The organism is Phenylobacterium sp., from assembly GCF_016124325.1.
Lineage (GTDB): Bacteria > Pseudomonadota > Alphaproteobacteria > Caulobacterales > Caulobacteraceae > Phenylobacterium.
This window is the reverse complement of sequence record NZ_WGNY01000036.1, coordinates 100,262-116,754: the sequence shown is the minus strand read 5'-3', so window position 1 is coordinate 116,754 and position 16,493 is coordinate 100,262. Positions and strand designations below refer to the sequence as shown.

Below are 16,493 nucleotides of genomic sequence, written 5' to 3'. Positions count from 1 at the left end.
GACCGTGAAGCTGCTCCGCGTCGAGCGCGAGGCTGCTGGATCCCGGATCTTCGGGCGCAACGCGCCCTACGTCCGGGATGACGGTTTTGGGCGGGCGTGCGGGCCCTGGCTGGACCCGAGCGGCGCGGCCTGCGCCGCCCCTCTCCCAACCCTCTCCCCTCTCGCTTCGCGGGGGGAGAGGCGTAATTCCGCTTTCCGCCCATCGAAGACCCTCAGCCCGCCCGCTCCCGCAGCCCCGCCTACCCCTCGCTCCACACCGCCAGTTCGTTGCCGGCGGGGTCGGCGAAGTGGAAGCGGCGGCCGCCGGGGAAGCTGAAGATCGGGCGCAGGATCACGCCGCCGGCGGCGCGGACCTTGGCCTCCATGGCCTCGAGGTCGTGGGCGTAGAGGATCACCAGCGGCTTGGTCACCGCGTCGGCGTCCTCGGTGTGGAAGCCGCCGTCGAGGCCTTCGTTGAAGGCGGCGTAGGTGGGGCCGTAGTCGGTGAACGCCCAGCCGAACGCCGCGCCGTAGAACGCCTTGACCTGGGCCAGGTCGCCGCCCGGCATCTCCACATAGTCGACCTTGCCGTCCTCGCGCATGTTCGCCTCCATATGTTGCTATTTTGTTCTAGTGACGGATCAGGGCAGAGTCCAGACCGCGGTTCGCTTCACAGCCATGTCCTCCAGCTCGGTGGTGGTGGGCACCTGGTATTCGGCCAGCTTCTCCAGGCCCTCGCGGGGGAAGTAGCTGCGGCCGGGATCGCCGATCAGCACCGTGGCGCCGTCGGCCCGCGCCGCGGCCAGCCAAGCCATGACGCGGTCGGCCAGCGGCTTCTCGTAGCAGATGTCGCCGGCCAGGATGACCCCCGCCCACGCGGGCGGCGGAGCGTCCAGCAGGTCGTCGCCGGTGAAGTCGACGGCCACGCCGTTGGCCTCGGCGTTGAGCGCCAGGGCCGCGCCGCAGAAGATGTCGATGTCGGCGGCCAGCACCCGGGCGGCGCCGGCCCTGGCGGCGGCGATGGCCACGATCCCCGAGCCCGAGGCGAAGTCGACGACGGCCTTGCCGGCCACGACGCGCGGGTGGTCGAGGACGTAGCGGGCCAACGCCTGGCCGCCGGCCCAGGCGAAGGCCCAGAATGGCGGCGGCAGGCCGATCTCGGCCAGCGCCTCCTCGGTCATCCGCCAGATCGGGGTGATCTCGTCGGCGAGATGCAGCTCGAGCTCGGGCGTATGCGGCGGGCGCTGGAGGCGGGTGTGCTCCAGGATGAAGGCGCGGCGGGCCTCCGGCGTGGGCTCGATCATGTGTGGCAGGTCGCCGCAGGGGCGCCTGAAATCCGTCGCCAGAACAAGCAGTTTGCGCCCGATTAAGCTTTGCCGGACAGGTTCCATCGCAGGAAGAGCTGACCGGGAGGCCGGCGGTATGGATCATCGCGGCGATACCGGCAAGCGCCGGTTCTGGCGGCCGGAGATCGGCCTCGAAGGCCGCATCGTGACCGTCGCCTTGTTGTCGACGATCACCGCGCTGATCGCGGCCTTCGCACTCTACCAGTGGCGCAACTACAGCTCGGACCGGGCCGACCTCGCGCACGAGTCCGTCCAGCTCGCCAACGCCATCGGCGCGGCCGCCCATCGCCAGGTCACGGCCGGCGATCCTGGCGTCACCACCGCCGCCGGCGCGCTCCTGCGCAGCAACAAGCACGCCCTGGCCGCCGCCTATGTCGACGAGGCGGGCCGCAGCGTGACGTACAGCCGCGACGGCGTCATCGCCCCGCAAGCGAGGTGGGAAGCGCTGGACGCGCCGGTGACCCGCTTCGGAGAGAAGGGGCTCGAGGTCCGCGCGCCCTATGTCGCCGATGGCCGCCGCGTGGGCGAGGTCGTGCTGCTGGTGGACGACCGCGGCCTGATCACGGGCCGGGTGATCAACATCGCGATCGCGCTGGCGCTGTCGCTGGCGGCGACGATCGCCTCGGGCCTGATCGCCCGTCGCCTCGCGCGCCAGGCGCTGGCTCCGCTGCGGGCGCTGGACGAGACCATGGCGGCGGTGACCGCCTCGCGCGATTTCCGCACCCGCCTGCCGGTGGCGCGCGACGACGAGGTCGGCCGGTTGACCGAGCGGTTCAACAAGCTGCAGAGCGCGCTTGGAGACTACGACGAGAGCCTTCGCGGCGCGCTGATCGAGGCGACGGCGGCGCGCGATGCGGCCGAGCGGGCGAACGTGCTGAAGTCGCAGTTCCTGTCGAACATGAGCCACGAACTGCGCACCCCGCTGAACGGCGTGCTGGGCATGAGCCAGGTGCTGCTTCGCGAGAAGCTGACCCCCGGCCAGCGCGAAGGCCTGGGTGTGATCCACAAGTCGGGCTCGGCCCTGCTGACGGTCCTGAACGACGTGTTGGAGCTGGCCGAGATCGAGGCCGGGACCATGCGCCTCGACATCACCCCAGCGGCGCTGGAGGACGTGGTCGAGGAGGCCTGCGAGACAGCGATCACCCTGGCGGAGTCCAAGGGCCTGAGGCTGGACGTCGAGCTGGACGCCGCGGCGCGGGGCCACTGGCGGTGCGACGCCAAGCGGCTGCGCCAGGTGCTCTACAACCTGATCTCGAACGGGCTGAAATTCACCTCGGTCGGCGGGGTGAAGGTGAGCGCCACGGCCGATGCGGGCATGCTGACGATCTCGGTCGCCGACACCGGCGTCGGGATCGCGGCAGATGCGCTGCCGCACCTGTTCGACAAGTTCACCCAGGCCGACGGCGGGACGACGCGGCGGTTCGGCGGCGCGGGCATCGGTCTGGCCATCTGCCGCAGCCTGGTGGAGCTGATGGACGGCGAGCTGTCGGTCGACAGCCGGCCGGGGCACGGCAGCACCTTCGTCATCCGCCTGCCGCTCGAGCGGGCCGAAGCGGCCGCGGCGGGCGGCGGCGCGACGACGCTGGACGGCATGCGGGTGCTGATCGCCGAGGACAACGAGACCAATCAGCGCGTGGTGTGCACGGTGTTGGCCGCCCTAGGGGTCGAGCCGACGGTGGTGGCCGACGGCCGCGCCGCGGTGGAGGCCTGGAGCGGCGGGCAGTGGGACCTCGTGCTGATGGACATCCAGATGCCGGTCGCCGACGGGGTCACGGCCACCCGTGAGATCCGCCAGCTGGAAGCCGAGCGCGGCCTGGCGCCCACGCGCATCGTGGCGCTGACGGCGAACGCCCTGCCAGAGCAGGTGGACACCTATTTCGACGCCGGGATGGACGGCGTGGTGCGCAAGCCGATCATGATCGACCAGCTCCACGCGGCCCTGACCGAGGCCAGGAGCCAGCTGGCGGCCTAGAGCCGAACCCTGAACGCGTCATCCCGGGCCTTGTGCCTGGGATCCCTGGTTCGGCTTTCGCGACGCTGCGACTGCGAGGTTCCGGATCCTTGCCGCCGGCCGGGCGCGGCCGATGGAGGGATCCTGGGCACAAGGCCCAGGATGACGGCGATCGGGTGGGCGAGGCGGCCTGATCGCCCTTAGTGGATGACGGTGGTGACGACCCCGCGCTCCTCGGGCGTCGGGCCGTGGGTGTCCTGGCGGGCGGGCCGGCTGGAGGCCATGCGCAGCACATCCACATAGCCGGGCGCGGTCAGCATCCTGGGCGTGACGCCCTTGGCCTTCAGCAGGCGGTGGGTGCGGGCCAGGTTGTAGCAGGGCACATGCATGAACATGTGGTGCTCGCAGTGGTAGTTGACCCAGTAGGGCGCCAGGAAGATCCGCTCGACGATGTTGGCGTGGGTGGTCCGCGCGTGGCGCAGGGGATCGGGCTCGTCCTTGGCCACGCAGGCGTGCTCGGCGATGTTCCGCAGGCGGGTGATCATCGGATACCAGGTGGCCTGCGGCAGCCACCACAGCACGAACCACGCCCACCAGTAGCCGAAGGGGGCCGTGACGGCGATGGTCACCGCCGCGCCGAGGAAGAAGCGCGGCCGCTTGACGATGAAGTCGCCGACGATCTTCAGCGCGCTCTCGCCCGGCTTGCGCTCGCGGATCTTGCGGAAGAGCGGCGCCCAGCGCTGCTTGAAGTGGGTCTGGCCGGTGAGGTCGCGGACGATCTTGCGACGCAGCGACACCCGCGTGATCGGGAAGGGGGCCGAGAGGCCCAGGTCGGGATCCTCGGCCTGCTGGGCGTATTTGTGGTGGCCCAGGTGATAGTTGCGGTACTGCACCAGCCCGCCGGGGGTCAGGCGTTCGCCCAGGAAGTCGTTGACCTTGAGATTGGGGTGCAGGGCGCCGTGGGCGGCGTCGTGCATCAGGATGGCGAGGCCCAGTTGGCGCGCGCCGATGATCATCACCGCCAGCGGGATGGTGATGGGCCAGGCCAGGGCCATGGCGCCGGCGGCGAAGATCACCAGCCAGGCGTGGGCCACCAGCGCATAGCCCTTCCAGGCGGACTTCCGCGCGAGCGGCGCCCATTCCTCGGGGCTGAAGAAATCCTTGGGGGCGACACGGGCGGCGGCGGCCATCAGGCGTTTCCTGTTTTCGTTTCCGGGCCGAGCTCCACCATCTCGGGGCGCAGCAGGGCCATCATCTCTTCGACCGCTTCGGACATGGCGGCCTCTGTCGCGCCCTCGCGCAGGGCGACGCCCAGGGCCAGCGTCCAGAACCGGCGGGCGGCGGTGGCGGCGCTTTCGGTCTCGGACCAGCCGCGCTTGCGGCGCGTCTCGGCGTAGGCGCGATCGCCCTCGGCGTGGAGGCGTTCGAAGGTGCGCTCGACCAGGGGCGCGAGGTCCTGGCGGCGGCGGGTGAGCGACAGGGCCTCGACGAACAGGGCTAGGCCCGGGGCGCCGATCACCGTCTCGACGAGGCGGCGATTGTAGGCCGATCCGGTGGGGGCGCCGGCCGCGGCCGTCTCGGCCTGGCGGGCGACGTAGAGGATCTCGCGGCAGGCGGCCTCGACGAAGAGCGCCTCCTTGGTGCGGAAATAGTAGGTGACCTGGCTGGGATAGGCCCCGGCGGCGGCGGCGATCTCGGCCACCGAGACCCCCGAGGCGCCCTTGGCCTTGAACAGCTCGACGGCGGCGTCGAGCAGCCGCGAGCGCATCCGCTTGCCGGGCTCGCGCCGGGCCGGCTCGCGCAACGGGCGCACTTCGGCAAGGGACTGTGTCTTCGCCACGACTTGTTTGTATGACGTACAAGAAGATGGGTCAAGGCGGGTCGAAAATTCGCGCCCAGGTGGAGATGCGCGGATTTGTCGCCGCGAAAACAAGCCCCTACGGTTGAGCTTGGTCACGAAGCGGACGGCTGCGCGCGCGAGGCTGGAGTCGGTGTTGGGAGACTCCGATGATTTCAGTTGTCCGCCGCGTTGTGGGAACCCTGTTCGCCGGCCTTCGGCCCCGGCGACGCAAGATGGCCCTGCCCCGCTGGGCCGTGCAGGCCGAGCCGGCCAAGCGACCGACCCTGCCGGTCTAGATCGAGGCGCCGGCCGCGATCGCCACGGCGAGGATCAGGCCGGCCCAGGTGTTGGACTGGAAGATCGCGAGCGCGCGGGGGCCGTCGCCCGTGCGCACGCGTAGCGCCTGCGCGCCGAGCTGGGCGGCGTAGAAGGCCAGGCCTGCGTAGAACAGCAGGCCAAGCCCGGCCGTGAAGCCGGCCGCGCCCGCCAGCACGATCGCGACCGCGTAGAAGACGGCGACCGCCTTCGGAGCCGCCTCGCCGAGGCGGCGCGCCGAGGACTTCACGCCGGCGAGGGCGTCGTCCTCGATGTCCTGGATCGCGTAGATCGTGTCGTAGCCCAGGGTCCAGACGACGCCGGCGGCGTAGAGGAGGAGGGCGGCTGGGGCAACCTGGCCGAAGTTCGTGCCTGCGCCGATATCCAAAGTCCGTTGGATCGGCCCGCCGATCGAAAAATAGTAGTCGCTCAGGAGTGGGTTGTACGACGCCGCGGCGAACCCCATCAGCGCGCCCCAGTTGAAGGTCAGGCCCAGCCAGGCCTGCGGCCACCAGGTGATCCGCTTCATGAACGGGTAGGCCGCCACGAGGGCCAGCGAGAGCCCGCCCAGCAACCAGCAGAGCGGCGGCAGCATCAGCAGGATCAGCAGCGAGACGAGGCTGGCGCCGATCACCAAGGCCCAGGCCTGCTTCACGGAAATCTGGCCAGAGGCCACCGGACGCCCGGCTGTGCGCGCCACCTTCGCGTCGATGTCGCGGTCGACGATGTCGTTGTAGGCGCAGCCGGCCGTGCGCATCAGGGCCGAGCCCAGGAAGAACAGGAAGAACAGCAGTGGGTTCGGCAGGTGGTGCTGCATCGCGCCCGCCAGCGCGATCCCTTGCCAGCCGGGCAGCATCAGGAGCCAGATTCCCACCGGCCGGTCGAACCGGCCCAGCTTCAGCCACGGGCGCAGGCCGGCCGGCGCATAGCGGTCGACCCAGTTGGTCGGCGCGGCGTCGGGAAGGGGGGCGGTCGGGCTCATTTCCCTCCCCTTTATGGGGAGGGGCGCGCCGGCGCCAGCCGGCCGGGGTGGGGAAGTGTCCTGGAACGCCTGTGCGCGGCCGGACAGGCGCGGCGTGCGGCTTCCCCACCCGTCGCCCCCGGATCAGGTCCGGGGGCGCCACCCTCCCCATGAAGGGGAGGGAAAGCGCCGGGCCGAGGCGGGGCTGTGTCCTGCGCGCCACCTTCCCGGCAAACGGCGGAAAACGCGAATCACGTTCCTTGACCGCCACGGCGACGCCGCCTAGCTTCCGCCTCCTTCGAGGCTCGAGCAGGAGGTACAGCATGGCATTGTTTGTCTCGCCGAAACTCCGCGCGCGCCTCGGACCGCCGCCGCTCCGTTAAGTCCGAGCCGCTTCGCCGCGTGGCCTGACCGGGCCGCCCCGCGAAGCGATCCCGCGCGCCCGCGGCCCTCCGAGCCCCCAAAAGCTCCGACCCGCCACCCCAATTCCATCCGTTCCGCGCCGCGCCGGCGCGCGCTCCTCGTCAGGAGCCCCGGCGCGGCGCCCCGATTTCGAGACGTGTCATGACCGACCACTACGAGGACACCGAGGACCAGCGCGAAAGAGTGCTGAAGAACCGGCAGGTCCTGGGCTTCATCGCCAGCTTCTGGACCCGCCGGCCGATCCTGCTGACGGGCACGGTGGTGTTCACCCTGATCGCCATCGCCTTCGACCTCGCCCTGCCCAAGGCGGCGGGCGCGCTGGTGGACGCCGTCGGCGAGGGGCCGGGCAACGCCGATCCCGTGTGGAAGGCCTGGGCCTTCTTCGTCGGCGTCTACCTGGGCTTCTCGGTGATCCGGAACCTGGCCATGCGGTTCCTGATCCCGATGTCGGCCTCCAACATGAAGGAGATGACCGACGAGGCCTTCCAGCGGGTGCAGTCGTTCAGCGCCGACTGGCACGCCGACACCTTCGCCGGCGCGACCGTGCGGCGGGTGAGCCGCGCCATGTGGGGCTACGACGTCGTCACCGACGCGGTGCTGATCTGGTTCGGCCCCGCGGCGGTGGTGCTGCTGGGGCTGTGCGCCATGATGGTGGCGCGCTGGCCGTCGGTGGGGGCCTTCGCCTTCGTCATGACCGTGCTCTACATCGTCGCCAACCTGGTGATGACCTCGCTCTACGCGCGGCCGGCCAACCTGCGCTCGGTAGCGCTGGACTCGCGGATCGGCGGGGCGCTGGCGGACTCCATCTCGTCCAACGCGACGGTGAAGGCCTTCGGCGCCGAGCCGCGCGAGGAGAGCCGGATCGCCGGCGTCACCAACCTGTGGCTGAAGGCCACGATCAGGACCTGGACCCGCTTCACCAACCTCTGGCTGGTGAACAACCTGATCCTGGTGGTGCTGCAGGCCGGCATGACGGGCCTCCTGCTGCTGCAGTGGGCGCAAGGACGGGCGAGCCCGGGCGACGTCGCCTTCGCCATCACCTCGTTCATGCTGATGACCGGCTATCTGCGGAACATCGGCGACAACATCCGCATGGCCCAGCGCGGCCTGGACGACACCGAGGACGTGGCGCGCTATTCGCAGATGGCACCCGAGGTGCTGGACGCCCCCGCCGCGCCGGCCTTCCGCGCCGACCTGGGCGAGATCGTCTTCGACCGGGTGACCTTCCGCTACAAGTCGGCGGCCGCGCCGCTGTACGACCGCTTCACCCTGCGTATCGCGCCGGGCGAGCGGGTGGCGCTGGTCGGGGCCACGGGCTCGGGCAAGTCGACCTTCGTGAAGCTGATCCAGCGGCTCTACGACGTGGAGGCGGGCGCGATCCTGATCGACGGCCAGGACATCGCGACGGTCACCCAGGGCTCCCTGCGGCGCGCCATCGCCGTGGTGCCGCAGGACCCGGCGCTGTTCCACCGGACGCTGGCCGACAACATCAGCTACGCGCGCCCCGGCGCCACGGCCGATGAGATCGCGCTGGCGGCGAAGCGGGCGCGGGCCGACGAGTTCATCGCCAAGCTGCCCCAGGGCTACGACACCCTGGTCGGCGAGCGGGGCGTGAAGCTGTCGGGCGGCGAGCGGCAGCGGGTGGCCATCGCCCGCGCCTTCCTGGCCGATGCGCCGATCCTGGTGCTGGACGAGGCGACCAGCTCGCTGGACGTCGAGACCGAGCGCCAGGTGCAGGCGGCGATGGAGGAGCTGATGGTGGGCCGCACCACCATCGTCATCGCCCACCGCCTGTCGACCATCCGCGGCGCCGACCGCATCCTGGTGTTCGACAACGGCCGCATCGTCGAGGAAGGCCGCCACGCCGACCTCGTCCGCCAGGGCGGCGCCTATGCGCGGCTCCACGCGGTGACGGAGGGGGTGGCGTAGAAGCCCCCTCCGTCTCGCGGCTTGCGCCGCGATCCACCTCCCCCGCGATGCGGGGGAGGAGCGAGAGGTGATCTGCTCCTCCCCTGCGAAGCGGGGGAGGGGGACCGCGCGCAGCGTGGTGGAGGGGGCGCTACGCCGCGCCGCGCCGGAGCCAGTCGGCGACCGCATCCGGATCCTTCAACACGTCGACCGCCGCAATACGAACCACGCGAACACCTCGGCTTTCCAACCAGGCGTCTCGTCGCCCGTCTCGTTCCGGCCGATCGGCGGTCATGTGGGCAAGGCCGTCGACTTCGACACAGAGGCGAGCCGTCGCACAGAAGAAGTCGAGGACGTAGGGGCCGATCGGATGTTGGCGGCGGAAGGTCGGAATGCCAGCCTCCCGACGGCGGAGGCGAACCCAGAGCAGCTTCTCAGGCAGGCTAAGGTCTTGGCGGAGCGCGCGGGCGCGCCGGTGCGTGGATCCAGGCGCTCTCATGCTTCACGCCCCCTCCGTCTCGCGGCTTGCGCCGCGATCCACCTCCCCCGCGATGCGGGGGAGGAGCGAGAGGTGATCTGCTCCTCCCCTGCGAAGCGGGGGAGGTGGCGGCGAAGCCGACGGAGGGGGCGTTTCAGATCGCATCCGCCAAGGTCGCCGACAGATCGCCGCGCTTTTCCACGCGCACCGAGTCCAGGCCCAGCCACCCGGCCATCCGCTTCAGCTCGTGGGCCAGGCGCGCGGGCGTCTCGGCGTTGGCCCAGGGTTCGGCGTGGCTGGCCTGGACGACCAGCACGCCGGCCTTGCGGTCGGCCTTGAGGTCGACGCGGGCGGTGAGGGCGTCGCCCTCCAGGAACGGCAGGACGTAGTAGCCGTGCTGGCGCTTCTCGGCCGGAACGTAGATCTCGATGCGGTAGCGCACGCCGAACATCCGCTCGGTGCGCTCGCGGAACCAGATCAGGTTGTCGAAGGGCGAGAGCAGGGCCTCGGCGTGGATGCGGCGCGGCCGGCGCGCGGCGGGATCGAGATAGGCCGGCTCGCGCCAGCCCTTCACGCTCACGGGTAGGAGGTCGCCCGCTTCGACCAGCTCGGCCAGGCGGTCCTTCGCGCCCTCGACCGGCATGCGGAAATAGTCGCGCAGGTCCTTGGCGGTGGCGACGCCCATGGACCGCGCGGCCATGCGGTAAAGCTGGCGGTGGGCCTCCGCGCGGTCGGGGGTCGGCGCATTCAGCACCGCGCGCGGCAGCACCTTCTCCGGCAGGCCGTAGACCCGCTCGAACGTGCCGCGCCGGGTGGCGGTGGTGAGCTCGCCGGTCCAGAACAGGCATTCGACGGCCCGCTTGGCCTCGCTCCAGCCCCACCAGCCGCCTTCGCCCTTGTGGCCCATGTCGAGCTCGCTGGCGGCCAGCGGGCCCCGGTCGCGGATCTCGGCCAGCACCCGGTCGACGAAGTCGCGCCGCTCACGCAGGAACCTGGCGACGCCCTTCCAGACGCCGACGCCGTCGTGCGCGTCCTCCATCCGCCAGCGGAACAGCGGCTGGCTGCTCAGCGGCAGCAGCGAGGCCTCGTGCGCCCAGTATTCGAAGAGCGGCCGCTTCTTCGCCCAGGCGATCTCCTCCAGCAGTTCGCGCGGATAGGCGCCCAGCCGCGAGAAGGCCGGCAGGTAGTGGGTGCGCGAGACGACGTTGACCGAGTCGATCTGGACGACGCCCAGGCGCTCGACGAGGCGGGTGAGCTGGCGGCGACCGATCTCGCCGTCGCGGGCGGCGCCGAAGCCCTGGGCCGCGAGCGCGATGCGGCGAGCCTCGCCGGCGGTCAGCGTGTCCTTCATCCGAATCCTGTGGCGCGAGTCCCGGAAGGCTACCGACCGAACAAAGAAAGAACAATCTTTCCTTAGCGAATGGTTAACGGCGGCTCGCGCCTCTCGGCGTCACCCGGAACATTTGCAGATTATACGCGACAATTTCGCCCACTCGCCCTAGAGGCGAGCGCATCGCGGTCAGAGGTGATCGAGCACCGGCTTGGCCTGGTAGGGAGCCTCCAGGGTCTTGATCTCGTCGTCGCTCAGCTTGACGTCGAGGGCCGAGACCGCCTCCTCCAGGTGCCCCAGCTTGGAGGCGCCGATGATCGGCGCGGTGACGGTGGGGTTCTTCAGCACCCAGGCCAGGGCCACCTGCATGTTGGAGAGCCCCCGCGCCCGGGCGACCTCGGTCACGGCGTCCACCACCTTGAAGTCGGAGTCGCGGTAGTAGAGCCGCGGGCTGAACTCGTCGGTGCGCGCGCGCTCGGTGTTGCCTTCCTTGGGCGCGCCCCGGCCGCCGGCCAGGAAGCCGCGGGCCAGCGGCGACCAGGGGATCACGCCGACGCCTTCGTTCCGGCAGAGGGGCAGCATCTCGCGCTCCTCCTCGCGGTAGACGAGGTTGTACTGCGGCTGCATCGAGACGAAGCGGGTCCAGCCGTTGGCGGCGCTGACCGCCAGCATCTTGGAGAACTGCCAGGCGAACATCGAGGAGGCGCCGATGTAGCGGGCCTTGCCGGCGCGGACCACGTCGTGGAGCGCCTCCAGCGTCTCCTCGATCGGCGTCTCGTAGTCGAAGCGGTGGATCTGGTAGAGGTCGACGTAGTCCATCCCCAGCCGGGTCAGGCTGGCGTCGATCTGGGCCATGATCGACTTGCGGCTCAGGCCCTTCTCATTGGCCCCCGAGCCCATCGGCCCGTTGACCTTGGTGGCCACCACGATCTCCTCGCGCTTGGCGAACTCGCGCAGCCACCAGCCCGTCACCACCTCGCTCTCGCCGATGGAATAGATGTTGGCGGTGTCGAAGAAGGTGATCCCCTTCTCGATGGCGGTCTGGAAGAAGGGCTTGGAGGCCTCCATGTCCAGCACCCAGGGCCGCCAGTCGGGCGAGCCGTAGGTCATGCAGCCCAGGCACAGGCGGGAGACCTTGAGGCCGGTGTTTCCGAGGCGGACCTGTTCCATGGCGGGGTTCCTTTGATTCAGCGCTCCAGTCGCCCGTCGGTGAGGCAGGCGATCTCGAAGGGGAAAAGGACGTCGGGGTCGGGCTCGGGGATGCCGCGGGCGATCTTGCCCGGCGCCAGGATGTCGACGAGGTAGCTCAGGATCGCGAGCTTGGCGGCCTTCTTGTGGTCGGAGCGCACGCAGATCCAGGGCGCGTTGGGCGAGGCCGTCCGGCGCAGCATCTCGTCGCGCGCGGCGGTATAGGCGTCCCACTTCTCCTGGGCGGCGGCGTCGAGCGGCGAGGACTTCATCGCCTTCAGCGGATCGGTGCGGCGTTCCTCCAGCCGTTTGGCCTGCTCGTCCTTGGAGACGTCCAGCCACAGCTTCACCAGCTTGATGCCGCTCTCGGTCAGCATGGCCTCGAAGGTGGGCACGTCGCGCAGGAACACCTCCTGCTCCTCGGGCGTGGAGAAGCCCATGACGCGCTCCACGCCGCCGCGGTTGTACCAGGAGCGGTTGAAGACGACGGTCTCGCCCGCGGCCGGCAGGTGGGCGGCATAGCGCTGGAAGAACCACTGGCTCCGCTCGCGGTCGGATGGCTTGGCGAGGGCCACGACCCGGGTGTTGCGGTTGGAAAGGTGCTCGGTGAGCACGCGGATCGTGCTGTCCTTCCCGGCGGCGTCGCGCCCCTCGAAGATGATCAGCACCTTGTCGCCGTCCTGCATGGCCTGCTGTTGCCAGCGGACCAGGGCGAGCTGATGCGCTTCGAGTTCGGCCTCGTGATCTTTCGACATGAGGTGACCCTAGGCCTCTTGAGGGGCGGGAGGCTAGAACCAGCGCATGATCCGCCTGTTCGTTCCGCACGATCTCTCCGCCGGGGCGCGCCTCGATCTCGACGAGGGCCAGAGCCGCTATCTGGCGGCGGTGATGCGCCAGGCCGTCGGCGACGAGGTGGCGGTGTTCAACGGGCGCGACGGCGAATGGCGCGCGCGGGTCGCCGCGGTCGGCAAGCGGGCGGTGGCGCTGGACGCCGAGGAACGGACCCGGCCGCAGAGCGAAGGCCCCGACCTGGACCTGATCGTCGCCCTGGTGAAGCGGGCGCGCCTGGAGACCATCGTGGAGAAGGCGGCCGAGCTGGGCGCGCGCCGGGTCCGGCCGGTGATCACCGAGCGCACCAACGCCGACCACACGCGCATCGACCGGTTGCAGGCCATCGCCGTGGAGGCGTCCGAGCAGACCGGCCGGCTGGACGTGCCGCAGGTGGTCGAGCCCGTGAAGCTGCCGCGGATGCTGGCCGACTGGGAGGCGGGACGGCGGCTGCTGTTCTGCGACGAGGCGGGCGATGCGAAGCCCGTGCTGGCGGCGGTGGGCGAGCCGGGGCCGTGGGCGATCCTGATCGGTCCCGAGGGCGGCTTCTCGCCGACCGAGCGCGAGATCCTGCGGGCGCTGCCCTACGCCACGGCGGCCACGCTGGGCCCCCGGATCCTGCGCGCCGACACCGCCGCGATCAGCGCGCTGACGCTGTGGCAGGCCGCGATCGGCGACTGGCGCTCTTGAGCTTGGCCGAATTGCGCCCACCTATCCTGACGGCGTAAAGACGCTCATCGGCGCGGGGCCCACCCGGCGAGACGGCGTTGCGGCCGCGGAGGAAATATATGGCCGAGGTCGTGTGCGGCGATCGTCCCCTGGTGTTCGACGATCTCGTCGCGTGGATGGCCGAAGGGGCCAAGCCGGCGAGCGAATGGCGCGTGGGCGCCGAGCACGAGAAGTTCGTCTTCAGGCTGGATAGCCACGAGCCGGTCCCCTACGAGCCGCGCGGCATCAAGGCGCTGCTGGAGGGCCTGACCCGCTTCGGCTGGGCGCCGGTCTACGAGGGCGACAACGTCATCGCGCTGGAGCGCGCCGGCGCCAGCGTCAGCCTGGAGCCCGGCGGCCAGTTCGAGCTGTCGGGCGCGCCGCTGGAGACGGTGCACGACATCTGCGAGGAGACCGGAACCCACCTCAGCGAGGTGAAGGCGGTCGCCGACGAGCTGGGCCTGGGTTTCCTGGGCCTGGGCTTCACGCCCACCTGGAGCCGTGCCGACGTGCCGGTGATGCCCAAGGGCCGCTACAAGATCATGCGCGCCTACATGCCGAAGGTCGGTGGGCTGGGCCTCGATATGATGTTCCGCACCTGTACGGTGCAGGCCAACCTCGACTTCGCCGACGAGGCCGACATGGTGGCGAAGTTCCGCGCCAGCCTCGCGCTCCAGCCGATCGCCACCGCGCTGTTCGCCAATTCCCCGTTCATCGAAGGCAAGCCGTCGGGCTTCGTGTCCAGCCGGGCCAATGTCTGGACCGACACCGACCCCGACCGCACGGGAATGCTGGATTTCGTGTTCCAGGACGGCTTCGGGTTCGAGACCTACGCCCGCTATGCGCTCCAGGTGCCGATGTACTTCGTCAAGCGCGACGGCCGCTACATCGACGTGGCGGGGCGCTCGTTCGCCGACTTCATGGAGGGCAAGCTGCCCGAGCTGCCGGGCGAGCGGCCGACGATCAAGGACTGGGCCGACCACACCACCACCATCTTCCCCGAGGTTCGGCTGAAGAAGTACCTGGAGATGCGCGGCGCCGACTCCGGGCCCTGGAGCCGCCTGTGCGCCCTGCCGGCCCTGTGGATGGGCGTGCTCTACGACGACGCCGCCCTGGCGGCGGCCTGGGACCTCTGCAAGGACTGGAAGATCGAGGATCACGAGCGCCTGCGCGCCGACGTGGCCCGCCGCGGCCTCAGAGCCGAGATCGCCGGACGCACGGCCCAGGACGTGGCCAAGGACCTGCTGGCCATCGCGCGGGCGGGGCTGAAGGCGCGCAACCGGCTGTCGGCGGGGATGGTCGACGAGGCCAACTACCTCTCCGAGCTGGAGGCCATCGCCGACAGCGGAATCACCCCGGCCGAGCGGCTGCTGGAGCTGTACGAGACCCGCTGGGCCGGCGACGCCAGCCGCGTCTACGAGGACTTCGCCTACTAGAGGCCTTCCCACTCACGATGAGGCGTCGTGAGTGGGCGAGAAGGCCTCTAAACTCAAAGACGTGTTCTGGGACCACTTCCGCGGGTCTGGCGCTGGCGCGCCGGCTTGCGGCCGCTCACGCTGGCCGGATGGGCGAGTGGTCGGGTTCCTGTCACTGCGGGGCGGTGCGCTTTCGGGGCGAGGCCGAGATCGACGAACTCACCCGCTGCGACTGCTCGCTGTGCCGCCGGCGCGGCGCCCTGATGGCCAAGGTCCACGAGAGCGCCCTGACGATCGAGGCCGGCGAGGACGCGCTGGTCCTCTATCAGTGGAACACGAGGCGGGCCCGGCATTGGTTCTGCGGCCGATGCGGCATCTATCCGTTCCACCGCAAGCGCGCGGCGCCCGACTTCTACGGCGTCAACGTCGGCTGTCTCGAAAACTTCGACGTGGAAGCCTATCCGTGGCGGGTGGCCGATGGGTTGACGATGAGCGTACGCTCCGGCGAGGCTCGATCCGAGTGGAGCGGCCCGCGCGAGGACTGAGATGGTGGACCTGCCGAAATACGCCCACTGGGTGGCCGAGCGGCGCTTCCTGGTCGATCCCGCGCGGTTGCCGCCGCTGGAGCCCGGCGAGAGTCGGCTGATCGAGGATCTCTACATCGACGGCGGCCGCCTGCGGCTGCGGTCGATCACCTATGCCAAGACCGGCGAGAAGGAGTTCAAGCTCGCCAAGAAGTACGCGCCGGACAATCCGATGGTCGGGCCGATGACCAACCTCTACCTGAGCGCCGAGGAATACGCCGTGCTCAACGTCCTGCCCGGCGCGCGGATCACCAAGCGCCGGCACAAGATCGGCGCCTTCACGGTCGACATGTTCGAGGGGCCCCTCGAGGGCCTGGTGACCGCCGAATGCGAGGCGACGAACCGCATGGCGGCCCTGCGCTTCGACGTGCCCGACTGGTGCGTGCGCGAGGTGACCAGCGAGATCGAGTACACCGGCTGGAACCTGGCCCAGACCCAGGCCCTGCCCACGCCGGCATGATCCGGGACGTCATCCCGGCCGGAACGCTCGCCAGGGCGCGGAGAGCCGGGCGCCAGCCGCACGCACGGCGTTGACGCCGCTCCGGCTCGCTGCATCGGCATCTGAGCGGCTGGGTCCCGGATCTTCGGGCGCCTTGCGCCCTTCGTCCGGGATGACGCGGGGCGGCGGCCTGACCTACCGAACCCCGCCGTCCGCTTCGGAGACGTTGGGAGGCCAGCGGTCGCGCTGCGAAAGGCCGTCGCCTTCGTCGGTGTGCTGGACGGCCGCGTCGACGTCGGCGTTTGCGTGATGCGGATTCACCGCCGCGTCGTCGACCGCGTAGATCTCGACCTTGTTCGGATAGAACGCCAGCCGGCCCGCGATCTGGGCCATGGCCGGGAAGGGGGCCTCGTAGGACCAGACCGCGTTCTCGGCGACGTCGCCGTCCATGGCGATGGAGTAGTAGCTGGCGTCGCCCTTGTAGGGGCAGTGGGTGCTGTGATCGGTGCGGCCGAGGAACTCCATCGAGACGTCTTCGCGCGGAAAGTAGATCACCTGCGGGTAGGTCGCCTCCTTCAGCACCAGGGCGTCGCCGCTGTCGGCGATGACGTGGGGGCCGTAGCGCACGCGCCAGCGCTGCTTCGCCGCGGCGATGGTGATGGGATGGTCGGGCCCGGGCAGTTTCATCGTCTCGCTCCTCATTCGCCTATCGAACGAACGTCCGGCGCCGCGGTGAAGCTTCATCGCCGTCGCTTGCTTGTGCCGGAAACCGTGGCGTGGTCATCTCCGCGAAAATCCAG

Annotated in this window: 17 protein-coding genes; 7 read left to right on the top strand and 10 right to left on the bottom strand. The window is 70.2% G+C overall.

Annotation, left to right across the window (positions count from 1 at the left end):
• Window positions 1–239 precede the first annotated feature (239 nt).
• Window positions 240–581, bottom strand: a complete 342-nt coding sequence (locus GC203_RS19945; protein ID WP_293458267.1) for a VOC family protein — start codon at window positions 579–581, stop codon at window positions 240–242.
• A 39-nt stretch (window positions 582–620) separates the two neighbouring features.
• Window positions 621–1,283 carry a 50S ribosomal protein L11 methyltransferase gene (locus GC203_RS19940; RefSeq protein WP_293458266.1) on the bottom strand — a complete coding sequence of 221 codons (663 nt, stop codon included), beginning with the start codon at window positions 1,281–1,283 and terminating at the stop codon, window positions 621–623.
• Between the two features lie 118 nt (window positions 1,284–1,401).
• Between GC203_RS19940 and GC203_RS19935 the strand changes: the two genes are divergently transcribed.
• Entirely contained in the window at window positions 1,402–3,297 is a 1,896-nt protein-coding gene (locus GC203_RS19935; protein ID WP_293458265.1) for an ATP-binding protein, read from the top strand.
• A 179-nt stretch (window positions 3,298–3,476) separates the two neighbouring features.
• Here GC203_RS19935 and GC203_RS19930 read toward each other — a convergent pair whose 3' ends face one another.
• Together GC203_RS19930 and GC203_RS19925 are read right to left on the bottom strand one after the other, a co-directional pair.
• Window positions 3,477–4,466 carry a fatty acid desaturase family protein gene (locus GC203_RS19930; RefSeq protein ID WP_293458264.1) on the bottom strand — a complete coding sequence of 330 codons (990 nt, stop codon included), beginning with the start codon at window positions 4,464–4,466 and terminating at the stop codon, window positions 3,477–3,479.
• Entirely contained in the window at window positions 4,466–5,116 is a 651-nt protein-coding gene (locus tag GC203_RS19925) for a TetR/AcrR family transcriptional regulator C-terminal domain-containing protein (protein ID WP_293458263.1), read from the bottom strand. The genes GC203_RS19930 and GC203_RS19925 overlap by 1 nt, the downstream gene beginning before the upstream one ends.
• A gap of 167 nt (window positions 5,117–5,283) precedes the next feature.
• Between GC203_RS19925 and GC203_RS19920 the strand changes: the two genes are divergently transcribed.
• Window positions 5,284–5,412, top strand: coding sequence for a hypothetical protein (locus tag GC203_RS19920; RefSeq protein WP_293458262.1), 129 nt, complete (start codon window positions 5,284–5,286; stop codon window positions 5,410–5,412).
• Here GC203_RS19920 and GC203_RS19915 read toward each other — a convergent pair.
• Window positions 5,409–6,413, bottom strand: coding sequence for a UbiA family prenyltransferase (locus GC203_RS19915; protein ID WP_293458260.1), 1,005 nt, complete (start codon window positions 6,411–6,413; stop codon window positions 5,409–5,411). The two genes, GC203_RS19920 and GC203_RS19915, sit on opposite strands and share 4 nt — an antisense overlap.
• A 543-nt stretch (window positions 6,414–6,956) precedes the next feature.
• On the opposite strand from GC203_RS19915, the gene GC203_RS19910 reads away from it, so the two are divergent.
• Window positions 6,957–8,744, top strand: coding sequence for an ABC transporter ATP-binding protein (locus GC203_RS19910; protein ID WP_293458258.1), 1,788 nt, complete (start codon window positions 6,957–6,959; stop codon window positions 8,742–8,744).
• A gap of 130 nt (window positions 8,745–8,874) precedes the next feature.
• Here the strand turns inward: GC203_RS19910 and GC203_RS19905 are convergent, their stop codons facing one another.
• The 4 genes from GC203_RS19905 to ppk2 form a co-directional block, all read right to left on the bottom strand.
• Window positions 8,875–9,222, bottom strand: a complete 348-nt coding sequence (locus GC203_RS19905) for an endonuclease domain-containing protein (protein ID WP_293458256.1) — start codon at window positions 9,220–9,222, stop codon at window positions 8,875–8,877.
• 133 nt (window positions 9,223–9,355) lie between these two features.
• Window positions 9,356–10,552, bottom strand: coding sequence for a winged helix-turn-helix domain-containing protein (locus tag GC203_RS19900; protein WP_293458254.1), 1,197 nt, complete (start codon window positions 10,550–10,552; stop codon window positions 9,356–9,358).
• Between the two features lie 168 nt (window positions 10,553–10,720).
• Complete coding sequence (locus GC203_RS19895; protein WP_293458252.1) at window positions 10,721–11,701, bottom strand: aldo/keto reductase; 981 nt, start codon at window positions 11,699–11,701, stop codon at window positions 10,721–10,723.
• Window positions 11,702–11,718: 17 nt separating this feature from the next.
• Window positions 11,719–12,474 carry a polyphosphate kinase 2 gene (ppk2, locus tag GC203_RS19890; protein WP_293458250.1) on the bottom strand — a complete coding sequence of 252 codons (756 nt, stop codon included), beginning with the start codon at window positions 12,472–12,474 and terminating at the stop codon, window positions 11,719–11,721.
• 46 nt (window positions 12,475–12,520) lie between these two features.
• Between ppk2 and GC203_RS19885 the strand changes: the two genes are divergently transcribed.
• The 4 genes from GC203_RS19885 to GC203_RS19870 all read left to right on the top strand — a co-directional run bounded on the left by GC203_RS19885 (window position 12,521) and on the right by GC203_RS19870 (window position 15,714).
• The gene (locus GC203_RS19885) at window positions 12,521–13,237 is read left to right on the top strand and encodes a 16S rRNA (uracil(1498)-N(3))-methyltransferase (protein ID WP_293458248.1); all 717 of its coding nucleotides are present in this window, start codon (window positions 12,521–12,523) and stop codon (window positions 13,235–13,237) included.
• 98 nt (window positions 13,238–13,335) lie between these two features.
• Window positions 13,336–14,691 (top strand): glutamate--cysteine ligase, encoded by a 1,356-nt coding sequence (locus tag GC203_RS19880; RefSeq protein WP_293458246.1) that lies wholly within the window; start codon window positions 13,336–13,338, stop codon window positions 14,689–14,691.
• Between the two features lie 128 nt (window positions 14,692–14,819).
• The gene (locus GC203_RS19875; RefSeq protein ID WP_293458244.1) at window positions 14,820–15,215 is read left to right on the top strand and encodes a GFA family protein; all 396 of its coding nucleotides are present in this window, start codon (window positions 14,820–14,822) and stop codon (window positions 15,213–15,215) included.
• 1 nt (window position 15,216) lies between these two features.
• Window positions 15,217–15,714: a hypothetical protein gene (locus GC203_RS19870; protein ID WP_293458242.1), complete on the top strand. Its 498-nt coding sequence runs from the start codon at window positions 15,217–15,219 to the stop codon at window positions 15,712–15,714.
• A gap of 174 nt (window positions 15,715–15,888) precedes the next feature.
• On the opposite strand, the gene GC203_RS19865 is transcribed toward GC203_RS19870, so the two are convergent.
• Window positions 15,889–16,380, bottom strand: a complete 492-nt coding sequence (locus GC203_RS19865) for a DUF427 domain-containing protein (RefSeq protein ID WP_293458240.1) — start codon at window positions 16,378–16,380, stop codon at window positions 15,889–15,891.
• Window positions 16,381–16,493 lie beyond the last annotated feature (113 nt).